Here is a 19,481-nt window from a genome sequence, read left to right as displayed (position 1 = left end):
ATACTTGACCAAGTGAAGGACAGTGCTTCACTTGTTTAACAAATGATGAGGAGTGGACAAAGATGAAGTTACAGTTAGCATTAGATCTTGTAGATATTCAAGGTGCCATTGAAGTGATAAAAGAAGTAGAAGCATATGTGGATGTCGTGGAAATCGGCACACCAGTGGTCATTAACGAAGGCTTAAGAGCGGTCAAAGAAGTAAAAGCTGCTTTCCCGAATATGACAGTACTTGCTGACTTGAAAATCATGGATGCAGCAGGCTATGAAGTGAGCCAGGCAGCAGCTGCCGGCGCAGATATCATTACGATTCTCGGCGCAGCAGAAGATGAATCTATTAAAGGTGCTGTTAAAGAAGCAAAAGCACAAGGAAAAGAAATCCTTGTCGATATGATTGCTGTCAGCGATATCGCAACACGTGCAAAAGAACTCGATGCCCTTGGCGTGGATTACATTTGTGTTCATACAGGTTATGACCTGCAGGCAGTCGGTAAAGATTCATTCGAAGACCTTGCAACGATTAAAAGTGTTGTGACAAACGCTAAAACAGCTGTTGCAGGCGGTATTAAGCTGGAGACACTTCCTGAAGTGATTAAGCAGCAGCCTGACTTGATTATTGTCGGCGGCGGTATTACAAGCCAGGACGACAAAAAAGAAACAGCGCGTCAAATGCAGGAACTGATCAGCAAGTAATGGAAACAACTAATTACTTCAACAAAATCATCCAGGAGTTAACAACCGCCGCTGCTGCGATTAATGAGCGCGAAGCTGAACAGCTCGTCAATCAGATCCTGCAGTCCGATAAAGTATTCATTGCGGGCGCAGGACGGTCCGGTCTGATGGGCAGAGCCTTTGTCATGAGACTGATGCATATGGGCATCGAATGCTACGTCGTCGGTGAAACAGCTGCTGCACCGTTAGCAGCGGATGATTTGCTGATCATCTGCTCAGGTTCAGGAGAAACAAAGACATTGTCAGCGATCGCAGACAAAGCGAAGCAACTCGGCGGCAAGATTGCAGTAGTGACGACAGCAACTGAGTCCACTATCGCTAAACTTGCTGACGTCACAGTCGAACTGTCCGGTGCTACGAAAGACCAGTCAGCCAGCGACAAGACAATTCAGCCGATGGGTTCACTGTTCGAACAGTCGATGCTGCTCTTCTTTGATGCTGTTGTTCTCAGATTAATGGAGAAACAAGAGCTCGACACTGAAAAAATGTACAAAAATCATGCCAACCTAGAATAGCAAAAAAGACAGACACTTTTGATGTCTGTCTTTTTTCGTCTTTATTGCTTAAGTTCATCTTCAACAAGCCATTTATGGTTGACCATCTTCTCGCCTGTCTTCTGATCTACATAGTCAATCATATAGACTGTTGTTTTCTTCGCAGAATCAATGGTTGCCTCTGCACCTTTCATCCCTTTCATATGAGACGCTGTGATGACCGCCTTATCACCCTTTGCCAGCGCCTGTCCGCCCACATCTTTCAGCTCTTCATGAACGACCCATTGATGGTTATCCACTTTGTCACCGCCATTTGTCGGATTATATGACACGCTGTAAACTGTTGTGTCAAATGCGCCCGATATTGTTGCTGCCGCACCTTTCATCCCTTCCATGTGATCTGCCAGCACCGTTACTTTGTCTCCTACTTCATATTTCGGATGCGCTGCTTTTTTCATCCCTTTAGGAACGACTTTATCCATGGATGAATGATGATGTTCTGTCTGCTGCGGCTCAGCTTTACATCCTGTCAATGTGAGCACTGCTATCATACTTCCTGTCAGTAATAAACGCTTCTTCATCATGCGCCTCCTCTTTAATGAATTCATAATGTCCTGCTGTCTTTAAGCTAACATACCCTATCCAGGTATATCAAGTCATAACGTTTTGAGGTCTTTCGATTATGCCGGCGAAGAAGGAGCTGTATTCAACCGCGTCACTGAATATAGTACAGTCAAGTCCAAGATGAACTCAGCATTACATGGCTGTTCAATCACTTTTTGGAAAATAAGCCGCAAAAAAATCCTCTTTCCTTAAACAGAAAGAGGATTGGTGCTTATTATGCGGTCACCCACTGAGAAGCGCCGTATTCGTTGTATAGTTTCACCGCTGCTGCATCTTGAACGGATTCCGGAGCAGAAGCAGGCGACTTGCCTTTCCACTCTGCCGGTGCGACAATGTCCCAAGTCGTCTGCAGGAACTGATACTTACCTGCAGCACCGGATGTCGGATTGATGGCACGAATATTGCCGCCCGATTCACGCTGTGCGATTAATTGTAAATGGTCATTGACTTGTACCGTTGCCGTTGACTGAGCAGCTTCTTCGCTGACAGGTGCCTGCTGCTTCACTGGTGCCTGCTGTTTTACCGGCATTGGCGCTGCTACAGGCTGTGCCATCGCTACTTCAGCTTGTGCGGGTGCTGTATGATATTTCCAGCTCCATGATGACCCGTTAGATTCAAAGTTAAAGTGATAGCCATTATAATCAAAATCGTAGTTATACGTGCCCGCTTCAACCGGTGCTTTATTTAACTGCGCCTGATGGTTCATTGCAAGATCGGCAAGTTCCGCTTTATTGACAGGCTGTTCTGCTGCATGCGCTGAATGGCCTGCAAACGTCACTCCTAAGCCTAATGTTAATGTCGTTAAAATTGTTTTATTCATTGTTAATTACCTCCAAAAATGTAGTGATGCTCATCAGAATGAAACTACATTGCCTACCTTAACACACGAAATGTCATAGCAGGTTACATGGCAATAACAATTTATTACAGCGGGATAACTAACATAACAAAGTGACATACAGCTGTCATCTATTGAAATATAATCAATGAGCTAATTAATAGGGTACCGCTAAAGGCAAAACTTGGCACCTGAAGTTTTTGGCTCTCGCCCGTCGAAAGAATAACATGGCTCTTTCGTCTTCTAGATTCGCAGTCATAAGGCGTAACAAAGTGTAAGTTGTAAGACGTTAGCGTCCGCATCACAGGATTCTAGTGAGAAAAGTTCTTTCTACCAAAGCGCGATTACTGTGTTTTAAGTGCGACATCAATCATCGTCGTACTGTTGAACTGGTCTACTGTCATCGACTTCACGTTCGCCGCCGCTTCCAGCTCTTCAATATAACGGTTCACTCTGTCTTCTTCTATAATCCCTTCCTCAACGACGCCGACGCCCGCCACCGTCTTAATGCGCTCCTGACCGTAACCGAACTCTGTATAGTTCTGCAAATCTTCTATGATCTTGCGCTCTAGCTTCAGCTGCTCGAGCATGTCAGAAGCAGTCGTCCCGTCAGCAATGTCAGTCGCTGAGTTCTTCAGATGGATTGCCGTCTTAAGCGCAACGATATCATGTTTCAGCTGGTCGATCTTCGCTAGTGAATCAATGACCTTCTGTGACTTCTCTGCTGTGACAATCGTCTTGCTGTTCACTGCAATCGGTGTTCTATACTCAGAATGGAACTTCTGCAGCTCACGGTTCAGCTGTTGACGCAGTGTACTGATAAGAAAAATCGCCTGCTGGATAGATAATTGAGTCATCGTGACCTCCTGTAGTTAACGGTAATGATGGATGATTATAACCTATTCACAGGGCATCGCCGATCAGCGGCGCACTTGAGATTATAAAAAAACCATCACTTATTTTTTCTGCCTTCGTCCCGATAAATTAACAGCGATGAAATTTTATTGATGAATCCCATCCCTGTTTCTGTTATATTAGCGCTATTCATAACACCTTTAGCAAAACTTTCATCTTCACGACCCTTTAACCCCGGTTCATCCCAGTCTTTATTGCCGGTACGTCCTTGTGGATTATGTTCCCCTGCATGTTTCGGCGGCCAGTTGTTTGCCATCTTGATTCCCCCGTCTCTTTTAGAATGATGGATTATAACCCATTATATATGTTTGTCATTATAATACAAATAATTCTATATTTATCCGAGCACTTGTTCATATTGCGCCTGCTGCAGTGCATAATACTTCCCTTTTTTCTCGAGCAGCGCTTCATGACTGCCTTCTTCGACAATTCTACCGTCTTCTATAAAGAAAATACGGTCGACATCACGAATGGTCGATAACCGGTGCGCAATCGTCAATGTCGTACGACCTTCAGACAGCTGTTTGAAGGCTGCCTGTATTCTATTCTCTGTTTCCACGTCAAGTGCGCTTGTCGCTTCATCAAGAATAATAATCGGCGGGTTCTTCAGAAACATCCGCGCGATCGATACACGCTGCTTCTGACCACCTGACAGCTTCGTTCCGCGTTCACCGACAATCGTATGGATGCCTTGCGGTAATGTATCAATAAACGACTTTAACTGTGCCTGCTCGACCGCTCTCATAATCTCTTCATCTGTTGCTGTTAAGTTACCATAGGCTATATTGTCCCGCAATGTCCCGCTGAACAAGAACACATCCTGCTGAACAACACCGATCTGCCTCCTGAGTGATTCAAGCGTGTAGTCCCGGGTGTCACGACCGTTAATCGTCACAGCACCGCTATATGGGTCATAGAACCTCGGCAGCAGTGAGCATATAGTCGTCTTCCCGCCGCCGCTCGGCCCGACCAGCGCAATCTTCTCACCGCGCCGAACCGAGAATGATAAGTGATCCAGAATCACTTCATCATCGTACTTAAAAGTCACGTCCTCATAACGAATTGTTTCAGGAACTCCTTCAAACGCAACCGCGTGCGCTGCATCTTTAATAGCAACTGGTGTGTTCATCAGCTCTTTGAAGTTGCTGAAGCCCGCGATGCCTTTCGGGAACAGCTCAATGATTAAGTTAATCGACTGCAGCGGCTTGAACAAAATATCTGTAATCATAATAAACGCAACAAACTCACCGTAACTCATCATGTCATGCAGTACGAAATAACAGCCGAGAATAAGCACGATAATGAGCGTGAATTTCTGTGACATATAACCGATTGACGAATTCCATGACATAAAGTTATAAGCTTTCAGCTTCGTCGCGCGGAAGTCTTCATTCGCTGTGTGGAAGCGGTCCGCTTCAAACCGTTCATTCGTAAACGCCTGTACCAGGCGGATGCCGCCGATGCTTTCACCGATGACGTCGTTAAATGTTGAGACGTTGCTGAACAGCCGTCTGAACTGCGTCGTCATCTTCTGGTTGAAGTAAATCGTCAAGACAAAAATAATCGGTACGATACAAAACGTAATGAGCGCAAGCTTGACATCAATCGTCAGCATGATGACCAGCGCCCCAATCACGGTCATCACAGCGACAAATACTTCCTCCGGACCGTGATGCGCCAGTTCTCCGATGTCCATCAAATCATTCGTCAGCCGGCCGATCAGTTTCCCCGTCTTGTTGTTGTCGAAGAAATTGAAATTCAAGCGCTGCAGGTGCCGGTACAGCTCATTTCGAATATCACGTTCAATATTAGTCCCGAGCTTATGACCCCAGTACGTCACGATAAATTTCAGCACCGTGACAAAAGCAAAGACCGCAAATAAACCGACCGCACCGAGTACAATCTTGTTCCATTCCTTGGATGGGAGCAGCTGGTCAATGAACAGACTCGTCATCAACGGAAAAATCAGCTCAAGCACACCGACAAAAACAGCTGAACCAAAGTCCAGCACAAATAACCCTTTATAAGGCTTGTAGTAATCAAAAAACCTTTTCATGTGTTACCTCCATCGCTATAATAATTCAGCTCATTATTAATATATCTTATTTCTCTCTAGTATGAGCTGAAATTATTTATAAAATTTGGAATAGATGAGTTCTATATAAATAATAGCCATACAATAATCAAGTTTCTGCTAACAATCATCACACTGAGATTTTCTTCTATTCCACTGTACACATTTTTCACAATGATAGCACATACCTTAAAATCGCCCAGTGTTATAAACGCTGTTTCCATCGCTTTAAACATTGAAATATCTGCTCAGTCTGGCAGCGATATTACAGTCATTAATATGAGCATGCCGCTTGCAGCTCATATTTTTTTGTCCAACTCATCCTAGCTTTTCTCGTTCCATTACACTTAATTAAGGCATATACTCTATTTAAGGTGTATTTTTTGTTATATAGTAGAATGAACATACGGCAGACTTAGAAATGGGGAAAATCAATGTTTTTAGCCTGGAAAGAAATAATGCATAACAAGCTCAAGTTTTCGCTGATTATCGGTGTACTTGTATTGATCTCATATTTACTGTTTTTAATTTCAGGGTTATCCAACGGATTAATGGGGATGAACCGGGAAGCGATTGATCAGTGGGATCCGGATGCTATTATAGTGACGAAGGAGTCAAATCGAAACCTGGCTCAATCAATCATGGATGAAGATGCTCTAGATGACCAGTTCGATAAAGCAGCTCCTATTAAACAGCTTGCTGTGATTATTGCTAAAGGTGATAATAAGCAGAACACATTGCTGTTCGGTATCGATAAAGAGACATTCATCAATCCTAACATCACGGAGGGAACATCGTTTGCTGCTGATGATGAAGTGGTCGCCAATGACGCTTTGAAGCAAAAAGGCTTCAGTATCGGGGATACAGTAGACATCGCGGGCAGTGATGATGATTTAACGATAGTAGGATTCACTAATAACGCCAAATATAATGCGGCTAACATCCTCTATAGCAATCAAACGACAGCAGACCGCTTATCCATGAACCGCCTTAAAGATAAAGCAAATGCGTTCCTTATAAAAGATAAGGCCTATAAGGATAAGACGATTGACAGTGACTTTGAAGCAATTGATAAGGAGACGTTCATCACGAAGCTCCCGGGTTATACCGAACAGAAGTTAACGCTTGATGTCATGAGTTATTTCCTGTTTACGATTGCGACATTCATCATCGGTATATTCTTATATATATTGACGATTCAGAAAGCACCTGTCTTCGGATTGCTTAAAGCGCAGGGAATCAGCAACGGCTTCCTCGCTAAATCTCTCGTCATCCAGACGCTGATATTGTCTGTCATCGCAGTACTCATTGCGCTGGGACTCACCGCCATTACAGCGGCTATCATCCCGGACGTCGTACCCATTAAGTTTATCTGGCCGACCATCGCTGTTTACGCAGCTGTGATCATAGTGACGGCAGTCATCGGTGGATTATTCTCTATCCGCTCCATCCAGAAAGTAGATCCACTAAAAACGATAGGATAAGGTGATGACATGGTATTAACATTAACTGAAGTCAATAAATCATTCGGGAAAGATCAGACGTACATAGAAGCATTAAAACCTGTAGATTTTAATATTAACGCAGGAGAAATGGCAGCTGTGATCGGCCCGTCAGGTTCCGGTAAAAGTACCTTCTTGACAATTGCAGGCCTGCTGCAGCAGCCGACGAACGGCAAAGTCATCATCAATAATCAGGACGTGAGCAAGCTGTCAGAGAGACAGCGCGCTAAAATACGTCTGAAACACATTGGATTCATTTTACAGTCATCCAACTTAGTGCCTTTTCTGAAAGTGAAGGATCAGTTCAAGCTGCTTGCTCAAGTGAATAAGAATCATATTCAACCGGCTGACTTCAAGGCCCAAGTTGAGACGCTAGGTTTAACAGCTGTGATGAATCAGTTCCCGGCTGAACTATCAGGCGGACAACGCCAGCGTGTAGCGATATTGAAGGCTATCTATACGAATCCATCACTCATTCTCGCTGACGAACCAACAGCAAGCCTGGACAGTGCGCGTGCATATGAAGTGATTGAAATGATTCAGCGCATCGTCAAAGAGACAAACAAAGCAGCAATTATCGTCACTCATGATAACCGCCTATTGGATTATTTCGATAAAGTCTATGTCATGGAAGATGGGAATTTGACGCTTCAAGACTAACAGAAGATGAAAGCAAAATATTAAGAGACCATTTAGGCGTGTCGTATGAATATGGATTGACTCATTAAACATATTAAAAAATCCGAAATGCAGCAGCATTTCGGATTTTTATTATCTTCTTCTCTTCGTAAATGCTCGAGTGCCATGAACTCTAGCTAAATCAAATAATGGACTCCAGGCATTCGTGTGGACGACGGGTGTTTGGTCATTGCCGAGCCTTCTGATTTGCTGCTCGTAATAGGCAATGCCAATAAATCCGCCTAACATTTTATCAACTGTTTTTATTTTGGTCGTCAGTCTTGGAATCGTCATATCCGCGTATGTTCCATTCTGTAATTGATTCGGCAGTTCCGGGTTTAACACAAGTGGCCGTGCAATCCCGATCATCGCCACATTCGTATTCATAATCGCATCAATCATGCTTTCTTGTTTTCTGAATCCACCGATCACCGAGATAGGTACATCTACCATTTCACTGATTTGTCTCGCATAATCTAAGAAATAGACTTCACCGTCACCCATCATTTCAGGTTTCTCGTAATCTCCGCCTGAAATTTCAATATGATCGATGCCAAGTTCAGCCATCTTCTTGATCACTGCAATAGAATCATCCAATGAGAATCCTTTGTCATTAAAGTCTGTTGAGTTAATCTTTAAGCTGATTGGGAAATCCTCTCCCAATGCGTCTCTCATCCCTGTGTAAATATCAATTAAAAACTGCATCCGTCGCTCTAATGTCCCGCCATACTCATCAAAACGGCGATTATCTCTTGATGATAAGAACTGACTCACTAAATAACCATGCGCACCATGAATTTGAACACCCGTAAACCCGGCCTGCTTCGCAACTACTGCTGCTGTGACAAAACGTTCAATCGTTTCTTTGATTTCATTGATGGTCATCTCACGCGGCGGATTGAATGCACTGCCTGCATCTCCTCCAATAGCAATAGCACTCGGTGCGATTGGCTGTTTTGATACAGACTTCGGACTTTGTTTACCTGGATGGTTAATCTGCATCCAAATATGACTACCATTACGTTTACCCGCTTCCGCCCAGCGCGTTAACATAGCTAAATCTCTATCGTCTTCAATAACGACATTTCCCGGCTCACCAAGGTAACGTCTATCAATCATGACATTCCCTGTCAGCGACATGCCAATGCCGCCATCCGCCCAATGTTTATAGGCATTGACAAGTGCTGCAGTCGGCCGATGTGCGTTATCAGCCATCCCCTCACTCATCGCACCTTTATATAATCTATTTTTAAGGGTTACACCGTTACTTAAAACAAGTGGCTCAAATAATTTTTCTACTGACATGATGATCTCTCCTATGATTTACTGATTAACTCTCATGATCACTTTACCCGTTGAATCGTCATCAAAAGCATCCTTCAATGCTGCTTCATTCTCTTCAAGAGTAAAGTGCTTCGGCTCAATTTGTGGTTTCACTTGTTTTTCAGTTAGAATTTTAACCACTCAATCAAACTGCGGACTTGAATCGTTTTCACTTGATTGCACAATACCTATGGGGAAGTTATTGTTAAATCAAACATAGCTTCCTTTTTATGGCAAGACCCAGCAGAGCGTTCACTTCTGAGTTTAAACTGAAGATAGTACGGTTATTAGAAAATGGTAAGCATAGGCTGAAATTGTACGTTAATAAAATCTGATGCTTTGAGCTTTAAATCACTTCCAATCTACATCAATTGAAATAGATTATTCATCAATTTGAGGAATTTAAAACCGTTATTATTGAGGATTTTAACACCATTACTAACAATATCATGCTCCTCAGCTATTGTTGCCTCATTTAAAGAGCAATAATCCAAATCTTTGTAACCTATTTCTATGCATACTACAATAATAGTAACTCAGAAAGGATGTTGATATCATGGATATATTTATCGTAGGTGGCAGCGGCCGAGTAGGATTAGAACTGGCGAAAGAACTTAGTGACAAGCATCATAACGTCATAGTAGGAAGCCGTTCACCGGAGAAAATTGATGCTGATGGCTTTAAAACAGTTAAGCTTGACTTAACTCAGTCCGCTTCAGAAGTAGCAGAAGCAATAGGTCAAGTAGACCTTGTTTACTTCACTGCAGGGTCACGAGGCAAGGACTTACTGCAGATCGATGCATTCGGTGCAGTGAAAACGATGCTGGCAGCAGAGAAGAATAATATTAAACGCTACATCATGCTGAGTGCGTATGAATCACTCAACCCAGATGCATGGGAAGAAAAACCCTATAGTGACTTAAAAGAATATTACCAAGCTAAATACTTAGCAGACAAATACTTAATGGACAGCACGAAGCTGGACTGGACTATCTTGCAGGCCGTTGCCCTAGAGGAAGAAGAAGGTAACGGTAAAGGGGACCATGCAACAGAACAATCAGTCGCCATCCCAGATGTCGGACTTACCCTGGCAGAACTTGCTGAACAAGATAACACAATCGGTAAAGTCGTCACGATCAGTAATGGTGATAAAGATATCACGTCATTATTTAAAGATGCATAGAAGAAGAAACACGCCTGTTGATCAGAAGGTCGATGGGCGTGTTTTTGTTGTGAGGAGAATATCTCATTATATAAGATTATTTATTGAAAAATATGCCTTGTTCCGTCTGACATCTTAAAACGGACGAACCAGATGCCATTGTCTTCATTTCTTTTTAGCCATATCTATAGTCCCTATTTTTCGTGAATTATATCTATAAATTTTTCAAATTTAAACTAATTTATTATCGGTTTTCTTATTCGGCGAAAACGACCAGTACGTGACAACACGTGCTATATATTCAAGTGGTCCTTGTTTGAAATACTTGAAGTATAGATTACTTAGAGCCACTTGTAAGATAAAGAATAAAGTAGCAATCAGCAGTGATAATAAGAAATTGTCATCACCAAAACGCTGCATGCCGTAGCCATAGTAGATAAAAGAATGAAACACAGACTGGGCAATATAATTACTGAGTGATAGTCTGCCGATTGCTTCAAATAGCTTGAGTGCCTGCCATCTCTGATAGAGCGCATAAAATAATGAAATATAAGAGAAGCTCAGGAGATACATACCGAAGATGCCTAAGGTTCCTAAGATATCATTATCCGGCCAGATCACCATGCATGCTTTAAACAGAATAAAAATCGGTGTCAGATAAATAAAATTTTTCTTTACAGACGTCAGACCGGTTTCAAAAAAGCGATTCTTCGCCAAGATCATACCGATTAAAAAGAGCGGTATATTAAAAAGAATAGCAATTGGTATTAATAGCAAGAATTCTTCATCGGTAAAAGCCATGAATGGATCTTCTTCCATAAAGAAATCATTTCGTTCTTGTAGCGTACCAGTTGAAAATATACCTCTCTCTGCTGCGAGATATTCACTTTGTTCTGCAGTTAATCCTCCAGTTGCAAAGCTTTGTTCAGCCGCAACCATAAAATCTGGATTAACCAATAAAATGCCGACAATTAAAGGTATGACTAGAGCAGCTATAATAATCAATGATCGAATCTTAAACTTCAACACCCATACCACTATAAACGTAACAGTGCCGTATAGATAAAGAATATCTCCACTGAAAAGATAAGCAGAATGAAGCATCCCCATAGTGAAGAGAATTAATCCTCTTCTCATGATTGCCCGCTTCACAGAACGTCCTTTCTTCTCCAGACTCTCGCTCATCTTCATTAAACCGAAACCAAATAATACAGCAAATATCGGCATAAAACTGCCTTCTATGAAGATCTTGACCCAATAAATAAAAAGCTTATTTACTGCATCAATCCCATAGAATTCCGGATAATTTGCACCATAATGGCCGAACTGGAATAAGAGTAAATTAGCAAATAATATTCCCATCAAACTAAACCCTCTTAAACTATCAACAACAGTCAGTCTTTTCATAAATCCTCTTTTCTTTGATACCTCATTAAAAATTTTCGTACAAATTTAAGAAACTCAGATTTCCTTATATTCAATGTACACAAGTGAAGAGAAATATAGAACAGAGAAGTTACTAATTTAAGGAAACTTTAAGGTAAAGTCTATATTGCTTAATAAGAAATCTAGTAATATATAGTTACTAGTAAGACTGAATATCTTAGTTTTTATAATCGTATTTGTATGTAATATCGACTTAAATGAAGATTTAATATCTGAATTTCATAAGGGTGTTTAACGGGTTACATCATGACAAACTCATACAAAAAAGCACCTCTCGAATAATTTCGAGAAGTGCTGTAAACGTATATTCAATGGAATACAAACTGTTTACGCCAGTTTGCGTACTGAACTTGTAAGCAAGCAAGTTTGCAACAATTCCAGCATTAACGTTTTGAGAACTGTGGTGAACGACGAGCGCCTCTAAGACCTGGTTTTCTATGCATTTCATTGAAGATGAGAGATTGTCTAGCTTATTTTGACAAATGAAATATAAAAATATATTTTTTATCGTCCGGTTATCGTCCGGTTATTCAAATCCAGTTATATCAAGGTATTTCCATCTATCGTCCGGTTATCGTCCGGTCTTATCTATTCATTTTTAAGATAATATTTTGTACCTGGCCCTCTTCCTTCTGAAGTGATGATATCAGCTTTTTTCAATTCAGCAATCAACTCAGCTGTATAACTTTTTTGTAGTCCCATAGCTTCTTGAATTTCCAATCTACTAGCCAGTTTTCCATCAGACAAATATTCAACTATTTCTGTCAACTTTGCATTAGAAGGTATTTGATTAAGTTTATAATTTTTATTATATAGAATTACAGTAAATAGATTGTGTGTTGCAATGAGTTCGGGTTGTTTCGTAAAACCTTTATATAACGAATAAATCCTCCTAATACCTGATCCATAATTTTCAATGTAATCCATTTTATCTAGTGCGTTGATAAGAATAGGATTTCGTTTAGCATTAGCTCCTCTTTTAATATCTTCTATTGTTAAACCATCCGGCAATGATCCTGGAGAAGATATTTCAATTCGATTGTTATATATCTCTATTTTAATATCGGAAGTCATTGTATAATCTCTATGAATAAAAGCATTCATCAAAGCTTCACGAATTGCATCTTGTGGATATGAAAAAGATTCAATCCTTCTTCCATTGCCACCAAAGGTAATTTCATTGTTGTTAATCAATCTAAGATAGTTTAACACATCATCAATCTGCCTTACTATTGAACCTTCAAACTTCTGCTTATCTTTAAAAGATAATGTGTCTGTCCCGCTATATACTGCAAGTTTTGATATGAATGGGTTTTGATCACTAACTATAAGTCCTGCATTATTATAATGTTCATTATTGTTTTTTCTAAAGTTTAAAGCAATTTCATCAAACTCTAAGCTTAGTTCTTCAAATACAGATTGAGCAGATTTAAAGTTTAGCTTTGAAAATGTTGAACTTTCACCGTCAAATGAATTAGCTATGTGTCTATTTAGCATTCTACGCAACTCTGCATCACTTGCTCTACGCTTAGAACTTCCTTCTCGAATATAAACTCCTTTTGAATTAAGACCTTCTCCGTCTGTATAGTAATAGGGCTTATTAACACCTGCACTGACAGTGATCTTAAAAGGTATCTCATTGGGCTCAATCATGACCAAACCAGTGATTTCTGGACGAAATGCAGTGGCGACCCAATTCATCAGTGTTTCTTCCCAGCTCTTATATACTTGAAGTCTTTTTTCTTCACTATCAAACGTTATAGGTTTTCCGTTATCATCAACACCTAACAAAATAGTTCCGCCACTATTACTATTTAAGAAAGATACAATCTCAGCTTTCATACTTTGTGGTTTGGGCATATCTTCTTTGTACTCTGTATTATAGCTTTCCAAGTATGTCACCATTCTTTCAGTTTACTTTCCATATATTATATCAATTCTTCATCTAGTTAGATGCTTTTATAAATTTTATAATTTCTTCCTAACAAAAATCATCCCTATAACCATAACCAAGCTATTGATTAAAAATAAGTTTCTGAGACCTATAAAACCTACTAATAATGTAGCCGTCAAGATACCTAAAGGCATAAGAAATCTAATAATCGCTAATCGAATACTAAAAATTCTACCAGCCATTGCTTTAGGAATTGTCTGCTGAACAATCGAAGTATTGTAACTATTAAATATAGATAAAGCTACCCCACTCAATATTTCTATAATATATGATAAAGCAATAGAATGACTGATGCCTAGTCCGATATACCCCAGTATGAATCGTCTACACTTGATTGGACAACTCCTATGAGGGAGGTTATTATTAAATCAAAAAATAGACGCTTTTTTATGGCAAGACCCAGTAGAGTGTTCGATTCTGAGTTTAAACTGAAGATAGTACGATTATTAGAAAATGGTAAGCTTAGGCTGAAATTGTATGTTAATAAAATCTGGCGTTTTCAGCTTTAATCGCTTCCAATCTACATCAATTGAAATAGATTATTCATCAATTTGGAGAATTTAAAACGTTATTATTGAGGATTCTAACACTGTTGCTAAAAATATATTCGGAGTCACTTTTTAAAGCTTATATCTCTAATCATCAAGGCAAAAGTTACATGAGCAGTTCCAAAAACATATTGATTTCTAAATCGGAGGAAAAAATGATAATTAAAGTAGATAGATTAGAGGAATTACCTATAGATTTATTGCTTTTAGCTGATCCTGCAGAGGAAATAGTTAAAGAGTATATTGCTAGATCGAACAATTATATTTTAGTAAAAGATGAAAAAACTATTGGAGTAATTGTTCTATTACCTACACGACCTGGCACTTTAGAAATAGTTAATATTGCGATTGATCCTAAGCATCAAAGGAAAGGTTATGCTAAAAAATTACTTGAATTCGCTATCAATGAGGCGAAGAATAAAGGATTTAAACATATTGAAATAGGTACTGCTAACTCGAGTATTAATCAGTTAGCATTATATCAGAAGATGGGCTTCAGAATTAATTACATTGATAAAGACTATTTCTTAAAAAACTATCATGATGAAATTTTTGAAAATGATATTCAAGCTATTGATATGATTAGACTTTATATGGATCTATAGAACACCCTTATCGTCCTAATAACCATGTGAGATTACTTAAGGAATGTCATCAATAAACATATTTCGTTTGTCAAAATAAGCTAGACAACTTCTCATCTTCGATGAAACTCATAAATACTTCCAATGGTGTCCTGTAACCAAGAGATTTTCTAGGTCGATTATTTAGGGAATGTGCAACTTGAATAATATAATCGTCTGTAACTGTGTTGAAATCCATATCTTTGTCCAGACCGTTTCTTCTAAGCATACCATTTGAATGTTCATTAAGACCACGCTGCGAAGGTGTGCCTGGATCAGCAAAAAAGATAGATATATCGTGTTGGTTACTGATTGACTTCCAGCTGGAAAACTCTTTACCGCAGTCGAATGTAATGGATTTAAAGAGACGATAAGGTAAAGCCGAAAACATACTGTTTAATGCTTTTTCAATGTCGGATGCCTTGCGACCTTCCGGTCGTAGGGTGATGATCATCTTGGAAACACGTTCAACAAGGGTGATGACTGCGCTGCCATGACGACGACCGACAATCGTATCTCCTTCAAGATGACCGAACTCTCTATCAAAGTCAGGAAATTCAACTGTTCTTTCTGAAATGTGGCGTTTGAAAGTCTGACGACCTCTTTTCTCATGATGACCGTTAGGTTTTCTTTTCCCTTTCATCGGAAGTGATTGAACAGGAAGAATATCTTCCCTGAACATTCTGTACAGAGTTTTAACAGAACAGCTGATAGATTCTTCATTCCTGCCTATGATAGTGTCAGGTGTCCAGCCGTCGGCTATTCTTTCTCGAATATAACTGATCTGATGCTTAGGAAGGACAATCTTACGTCTTCCACAACGGGATTTTCTTTTCTTATAGTTCTGATAGAATTCCAGTGCAGATATACCTGCTTTGAATGCATTAATCACATTATAGACGGTCTGTCTTGAACGCTTAATTCTCCGGCAGATCTCACTGCCCGAAATTTTCTGGTGGTAATATGATTCTATGAACGCAAGTTCATCCGTGGTAAGATGTGTATAGGCCATTTGTGCTAACTCCTTATGTTTTCTTTGTTCGGAAATACATATTGAGTTTAGCACAGAAGGCTTTTTTAGTTGTCTAGCTTAATTTTACAATTGGCGAACTATAAAAGCACTTTCCTAATTTTTAGGCAAAGTGCTTTTAAACATTTCTTCAATTACAATAAATCTCTTATTTAAGATGCTTACTCTTCATATGAGTGTATAATTTGATAAAGCATTATGCGGACTCATTATTTTGAGATTTATGGTTCATTATATGTAGCATTAAAATCAGTCTTCTTAAGTTTAATAAGCTTTATAAAAAATAGAACACTCTCTAATTGAATAGAAGAGTGTAGTTATCTAGAAAATATATCCTTTTTCTATGAACTGTTAAAATGGTAAATCACCATATTCATCTATATATCTATACATTCCATATCTTTGCATATAAATTATCTTATTAATCGATTCAGTACCATCGAATTGAATCATTTTCAAAATATGATCAATGAAATCAATAGGTGCTGTTCCGTTAGCAGTTACTAAATTTTTATCAGTAACAGCTTGTTCATATAAAAAAAAATCACTAGCTGAATATTTTTCGTATTGATTCCACATTTCGATTGAGTTGCCAGTGTGCTTATATTTGTTTAAATAACCTTGTTTTGCTAGGTAGTCAACCGCTCCACAAATAGCTGCAATATGAATATTTTCATTAAAACATTTCTCAATATAACTCCTTAAATAAGGATTAATAGCATCCCATGAATTTCCTCCAATTAATACTAGTAAATCTGGAGTTTTTAAATCACCAGTAATTAACAAATCAATCTTTGTTCTAATGCCTCCAATGGATAATACTTCTTCATTAGTTGAAATAGTTGTGACGGTCCAGTCTTCATTTTGATTAATAGTTGATGCAACATATGCCATCTCCCAATCGGCATATTCATCTAATAATAAAATAAATAGATTTTTCATTACAATTTCTCCTTTATATATTAATTTTGATACCTAGTATTCAAACATTTATTAATTTCCTAGGTATCTAAAATTAGTTTATACTCTAAATAAGCCAAACTATGTCTTATTAAAGGAGTAATCAATGAATAAAGCAAATAGACTTTTAGAAATATGGTTATATATAACCGAGAGAAAAAATTTTACAAATAGAGAATTAGCTGAGAAATTTAATGTTTCTAGCAGAACTATTCAGAGAGATATTGATGAGTTAAGTTTATTGGGGGTTCCTTTTTATTCCGTATTAGGCAAAAATGGTGGTTATCAAATGATGAACCAAAAATTACTTCCTCCTATTTCTTTCACAGAAGAAGAAATAATTTCACTTATAATAATATATAAACAACTACTTCAATACGAAGATACTCCTTTCACGTTCGAAATAGAAGGAGTAATAAAAAAACTGCTGAATCAGTCAACTAAATCTTTAAAAACTAAGTTAGAAGTCATAGAAAAACATTTGTATGTAGAAATACCAAAAAGAAATGAGAAAGCACCTTTTTTAAAAGATATATTTCAAGCTTCATTAAATCAAAATTCATTGAAAATTGATTATGAATCTGTTAATGGAATTAATTCTAAAACTATTTTTCCGATTGGTATATATTCATCAAATGGATTTTGGTATTTCTGTGCTTTTGAAGAATTATCAAACCTTATAAAAGTATATAGAGCTGATCGTGTTAAAATGCTTGAAATAAATCATAATTCAATTAGTCCTGAACTTTCCTTACCGAGTGTGAAAGAATTTGTCAATAATCATAATAAATTTTATTCGATTAATCTAATTACAGTTAAAATGAAAATAAATAAAAAATCCATACGAATACATAATTCAGCCATTTTAGACTTTGATAAAATTAATTGGGTTGATTCATTTTGGGGTGAATTAGAATTTAAAATTCCAAATAGAGATATCCCTTTTCTAGTTTCTCATTTAACTATTTATGGTAATAATATTAAAATTATATCTCCTCAATATGTTATCAAAGAATTAATAAATCATTTAGAAAGTATTAAAGTAATATATATATAATTTACCCCAGACTAATATTTGAAATAGGTGGGGTAAATCTTTTAATTTTATTTACAAGTTGATATATGAAGAATCTCGTAACAGTCTTCTTTAAAAGTCTCTTCAAATTTAAAAATTGCATATTTCCATTTATCAGGGTTATATACTATAAAACTATATTCAATATTTTTGATATTATTGTCAATAGCATGTTTTATTGAATGGCTACTATCAATAGTCCTATAAACTTCATTTAAATATTGATAACGATTTAATTTGTCTATTTCAAAATTAGTTGAATAAACCACTCCAATCTCGATGTTCTGTCTCCCAAAGGTTTCAATTATATTATCGTAATAACCATCAAATATAAACTTGTTCATTCCTTCTTCATTTTCCCAAATATATAACGGACAATAAATGTTTTCTTTATTTCCTTTAACAATAGACTGGATCAAATATAATTTACATAATAGATTTTTAAATCCATCAGTTTTAGCTCCATTTTCTCGTACACGTTTTATTATTAATTCCATATCATAATCGTCAGGCAACTTTATTTTATATTGCATTGCAATGATATGAATCACCTCCCATTTACAATATAACTTGTGAAAATTTATACGCATATGATTTAATTATGGTAAGGTTATCACAATTTATGATAAGGAGTTAACATGAATACTAATGACTTGGAACTATTCATGCATATGTACGAAACACTTTCCATTAACAAAACAGCACAATTATCTGATTATGCCCAATCAAATGTAAGTACGAGACTTAAATCATTAGAAAATGAATTCAATAACACATTATTTATACGTTCGCCACAAGGATTGCAACCAACAGAATATGGGAAACATTTTTATCAATATGCTAGCCTAGTAATTAACGAAACAAAGAAAATAAAATCTCTTAATTTAAAAAGTGAAATCATTATTTCAGAAATATTATTTAATTACTTGGTTTTATATGAAAAAATATTTTCATTGAATGAGTACAACTTTAATATTAAATCGACTTCAGAAATTGTTTTAATTAAACAACTTGATAGTACAATTATTACCTTTAATAAATTGCAACTTAAAGGTACGAAAATTTCAAAGAACTATATAAATGCAGCATTTTTAAGAGGCCATAGTCAAAATTATGATTTACCTTATCTAATAAACTCAGATTTGAAATGTCCCTTTAGACAATTCACCTTAGAACAAATTGATGATCAAATTATCCAAGAGATTAATTCTTTAGAGAGTATCATACAATTAGTTCGTGATAATAAAGGTATTGCGCTTTTACCAATTTATTTCAGTGAAATTTACCCACTTGAGTTAGCTAGCGATACTATCGTTGAAATTCCATATTATATCTATTCTTAATACCATCAGTACTTTAAATTTATCTCTTTAAAAATTTTAATATTGATTAAAATAATTCTTTATTATATAGAATAAACTTAATATAAATAATAATAGCATTGCTACAAAGGCTAAACCTTCTAATAGAAATGTGTGTATTACATCACTAATCATTAGTGATA

Annotated in this window: 20 protein-coding genes; 8 read left to right on the top strand and 12 right to left on the bottom strand. The window is 37.6% G+C overall.

Translation table 11 applies throughout. The features are described 5' to 3' along the window. Nucleotides 1-62 precede the first annotated feature (62 nt). Both hxlA and hxlB read left to right on the top strand, forming a co-directional pair. A complete protein-coding gene (gene hxlA / locus KFV11_RS01575) occupies nt 63-692 on the top strand; it encodes a 3-hexulose-6-phosphate synthase (RefSeq protein ID WP_254250161.1) in 630 nt (209 codons plus the stop codon). Beyond that, nucleotides 692-1,246, top strand: coding sequence for a 6-phospho-3-hexuloisomerase (gene hxlB / locus KFV11_RS01570; RefSeq protein ID WP_254250160.1), 555 nt, complete (start codon nt 692-694; stop codon nt 1,244-1,246). The genes hxlA and hxlB overlap by 1 nt, the downstream gene beginning before the upstream one ends. A 41-nt stretch (nt 1,247-1,287) precedes the next feature. Here the strand turns inward: hxlB and KFV11_RS01565 are convergent, their stop codons facing one another. The 5 genes from KFV11_RS01565 to KFV11_RS01545 form a co-directional block, all read right to left on the bottom strand. Next, the gene (locus KFV11_RS01565) at nt 1,288-1,806 is read right to left on the bottom strand and encodes a YdhK family protein (RefSeq protein WP_149459643.1); all 519 of its coding nucleotides are present in this window, start codon (nt 1,804-1,806) and stop codon (nt 1,288-1,290) included. 257 nt (nt 1,807-2,063) lie between these two features. After that, nucleotides 2,064-2,669, bottom strand: coding sequence for a transglycosylase family protein (locus tag KFV11_RS01560; RefSeq protein WP_254250159.1), 606 nt, complete (start codon nt 2,667-2,669; stop codon nt 2,064-2,066). A gap of 362 nt (nt 2,670-3,031) precedes the next feature. Beyond that, on the bottom strand, nt 3,032-3,544 hold the full coding sequence (locus KFV11_RS01555; RefSeq protein ID WP_149459641.1) for a hypothetical protein: 513 nt from the start codon (nt 3,542-3,544) through the stop codon (nt 3,032-3,034). Nucleotides 3,545-3,639: 95 nt separating this feature from the next. After that, entirely contained in the window at nt 3,640-3,858 is a 219-nt protein-coding gene (locus tag KFV11_RS01550; protein ID WP_149459640.1) for a hypothetical protein, read from the bottom strand. 81 nt (nt 3,859-3,939) lie between these two features. Then, nucleotides 3,940-5,658 (bottom strand): ABC transporter ATP-binding protein, encoded by a 1,719-nt coding sequence (locus KFV11_RS01545; RefSeq protein WP_254250158.1) that lies wholly within the window; start codon nt 5,656-5,658, stop codon nt 3,940-3,942. A gap of 452 nt (nt 5,659-6,110) precedes the next feature. Here KFV11_RS01545 and KFV11_RS01540 point away from each other — a divergent pair, with 452 nt between their 5' ends. After that, the gene (locus KFV11_RS01540; protein WP_254250157.1) at nt 6,111-7,160 is read left to right on the top strand and encodes an ABC transporter permease; all 1,050 of its coding nucleotides are present in this window, start codon (nt 6,111-6,113) and stop codon (nt 7,158-7,160) included. A 9-nt stretch (nt 7,161-7,169) separates the two neighbouring features. Continuing rightward, nucleotides 7,170-7,838: an ABC transporter ATP-binding protein gene (locus KFV11_RS01535; protein ID WP_254250156.1), complete on the top strand. Its 669-nt coding sequence runs from the start codon at nt 7,170-7,172 to the stop codon at nt 7,836-7,838. A gap of 111 nt (nt 7,839-7,949) precedes the next feature. On the opposite strand, the gene KFV11_RS01530 is transcribed toward KFV11_RS01535, so the two are convergent. After that, nucleotides 7,950-9,161 (bottom strand): NADH:flavin oxidoreductase/NADH oxidase family protein, encoded by a 1,212-nt coding sequence (locus KFV11_RS01530; RefSeq protein ID WP_254250155.1) that lies wholly within the window; start codon nt 9,159-9,161, stop codon nt 7,950-7,952. Between the two features lie 18 nt (nt 9,162-9,179). After that, nucleotides 9,180-9,320, bottom strand: coding sequence for a hypothetical protein (locus KFV11_RS01525; protein WP_254250154.1), 141 nt, complete (start codon nt 9,318-9,320; stop codon nt 9,180-9,182). Nucleotides 9,321-9,735: 415 nt separating this feature from the next. Here KFV11_RS01525 and KFV11_RS01520 point away from each other — a divergent pair, with 415 nt between their 5' ends. Next, nucleotides 9,736-10,362, top strand: coding sequence for an NAD(P)H-binding protein (locus tag KFV11_RS01520; RefSeq protein WP_254250153.1), 627 nt, complete (start codon nt 9,736-9,738; stop codon nt 10,360-10,362). 210 nt (nt 10,363-10,572) lie between these two features. Here the strand turns inward: KFV11_RS01520 and KFV11_RS01515 are convergent, their stop codons facing one another. Continuing rightward, nucleotides 10,573-11,748, bottom strand: coding sequence for a DUF418 domain-containing protein (locus KFV11_RS01515; RefSeq protein ID WP_254250152.1), 1,176 nt, complete (start codon nt 11,746-11,748; stop codon nt 10,573-10,575). 627 nt (nt 11,749-12,375) lie between these two features. Next, on the bottom strand, nt 12,376-13,680 hold the full coding sequence (locus KFV11_RS01510) for an ATP-binding protein (protein ID WP_254250151.1): 1,305 nt from the start codon (nt 13,678-13,680) through the stop codon (nt 12,376-12,378). A gap of 764 nt (nt 13,681-14,444) precedes the next feature. On the opposite strand from KFV11_RS01510, the gene KFV11_RS01505 reads away from it, so the two are divergent. Beyond that, complete coding sequence (locus KFV11_RS01505) at nt 14,445-14,894, top strand: GNAT family N-acetyltransferase (RefSeq protein WP_254250150.1); 450 nt, start codon at nt 14,445-14,447, stop codon at nt 14,892-14,894. A gap of 70 nt (nt 14,895-14,964) precedes the next feature. On the opposite strand, the gene KFV11_RS01500 is transcribed toward KFV11_RS01505, so the two are convergent. Both KFV11_RS01500 and KFV11_RS01495 read right to left on the bottom strand, forming a co-directional pair. Further along, nucleotides 14,965-15,924 carry an IS30 family transposase gene (locus KFV11_RS01500; protein ID WP_254250149.1) on the bottom strand — a complete coding sequence of 320 codons (960 nt, stop codon included), beginning with the start codon at nt 15,922-15,924 and terminating at the stop codon, nt 14,965-14,967. Between the two features lie 369 nt (nt 15,925-16,293). Next, nucleotides 16,294-16,884 (bottom strand): type 1 glutamine amidotransferase family protein, encoded by a 591-nt coding sequence (locus KFV11_RS01495; protein WP_254250148.1) that lies wholly within the window; start codon nt 16,882-16,884, stop codon nt 16,294-16,296. Nucleotides 16,885-17,008: 124 nt separating this feature from the next. Between KFV11_RS01495 and KFV11_RS01490 the strand changes: the two genes are divergently transcribed. Further along, nucleotides 17,009-17,959, top strand: a complete 951-nt coding sequence (locus KFV11_RS01490) for a helix-turn-helix transcriptional regulator (protein ID WP_254250147.1) — start codon at nt 17,009-17,011, stop codon at nt 17,957-17,959. A gap of 47 nt (nt 17,960-18,006) precedes the next feature. Here the strand turns inward: KFV11_RS01490 and KFV11_RS01485 are convergent, their stop codons facing one another. Further along, a complete protein-coding gene (locus tag KFV11_RS01485) occupies nt 18,007-18,519 on the bottom strand; it encodes a DUF4865 family protein (RefSeq protein ID WP_436970229.1) in 513 nt (170 codons plus the stop codon). Nucleotides 18,520-18,615: 96 nt separating this feature from the next. Here KFV11_RS01485 and KFV11_RS01480 point away from each other — a divergent pair, with 96 nt between their 5' ends. Then, the gene (locus KFV11_RS01480; RefSeq protein ID WP_254250145.1) at nt 18,616-19,320 is read left to right on the top strand and encodes a LysR family transcriptional regulator; all 705 of its coding nucleotides are present in this window, start codon (nt 18,616-18,618) and stop codon (nt 19,318-19,320) included. Nucleotides 19,321-19,481 lie beyond the last annotated feature (161 nt).

Source organism: Macrococcus equipercicus (assembly GCF_024205945.1).
In the GTDB taxonomy this organism is placed as follows: Bacteria; Bacillota; Bacilli; order Staphylococcales; family Staphylococcaceae; genus Macrococcus; species Macrococcus equipercicus.
This window is presented reverse-complemented; position numbering and strand designations above follow the sequence as displayed.